At 35.8% G+C, this 1033-nt stretch carries 1 protein-coding gene; it reads right to left on the minus strand.

Annotated features, from left to right (window positions below):
• The coding region (spa, locus tag JV528_RS13120) for a staphylococcal protein A (protein ID WP_204254847.1) at positions 1-1026 on the minus strand (1026 nt) is incomplete at its 3' end.
• Between the last annotated feature and the right edge of the window lie 7 nt (positions 1027-1033).

A 1033-nucleotide genomic window follows, 5' to 3' on the forward strand; every position in this document is an offset into this window, starting at 1 on the left:
GTCTTCTTTACCAGGTTTGTTATTGTCTTCCTCTTTTGGTGCTTGAGCATCGTTTAGCTTTTTAGCTTCTGCTAAAATTTCTTTGCTCACTGAAGGATCGTCTTTAAGGCTTTGGATGAAGCCGTTACGTTGTTCTTCAGTTAAGTTAGGTAAATGTAAAATTTCATAGAAAGCATTTTGTTGTTCTTTGTTGAATTTGTTGTCAGCTTTTGGTGCTTGTGCATCATTTAGCTTTTTAGCTTCTGCTAAAAGGTTAGCGCTTTGGCTTGGGTCATCTTTTAAGCTTTGGATGAAACCATTGCGTTGTTCTTCATTTAAGTTAGGTAAATGTAAGATTTCATAGAAAGCATTTTGTTGTTCTTTGTTGAATGTGTTATCCGCTTTCGGTGCTTGAGATTCATTTAACTTTTTAGCTTCTGACAATAGGTTAGCACTTTGACTTGGATCATCTTTTAAGCTTTGGATGAAACCATTGCGTTGTTCTTCGTTCAAGTTAGGCATGTTCAAGATTTCATAGAAAGCATTTTGTTGTTCTTTGTTGAAATTGTTGTCAGCTTTCGGTGCTTGAGATTCGTTTAATTTTTTAGCTTCACCTAAAACGTTAGTGCTTTGGCTTGGATCGTCTTTAAGACTTTGAATGAAACCATTGCGTTGCTCTTCATTTAAGTTAGGCATGTTCAAAATTTCATAGAAGGCGCTTTGTTGATCTTTGTTGAAGTTATTTTGTTGCGCATCAGCTTTTGGAGCTTGAGAGTCATTAAGTTTTTGAGCTTCACCTAAAACGTTAGCACTTTGGCTTGGATCATCTTTAAGGCTTTGGATAAAACCATTGCGTTGATCAGCATTTAAGTTAGGCATATTTAACACTTGATAAAAAGCATTTTGTTGAGCTTCATCGTGTTGCGCAGCATTTGCAGCAGGTGTTACGCCACCAGATATAAGTAATGTACCTAAAGTTACAGATGCAATACCTACACCTAGTTTACGAATTGAATAAATGTTTTTCTTTTTCGATAAAGTCCGTATAATTGTG

It is taken from the genome of Staphylococcus sp. GDB20D11A (assembly GCF_016893255.1).
In the GTDB taxonomy this organism is placed as follows: Bacteria; Bacillota; Bacilli; order Staphylococcales; family Staphylococcaceae; genus Staphylococcus; species Staphylococcus aureus.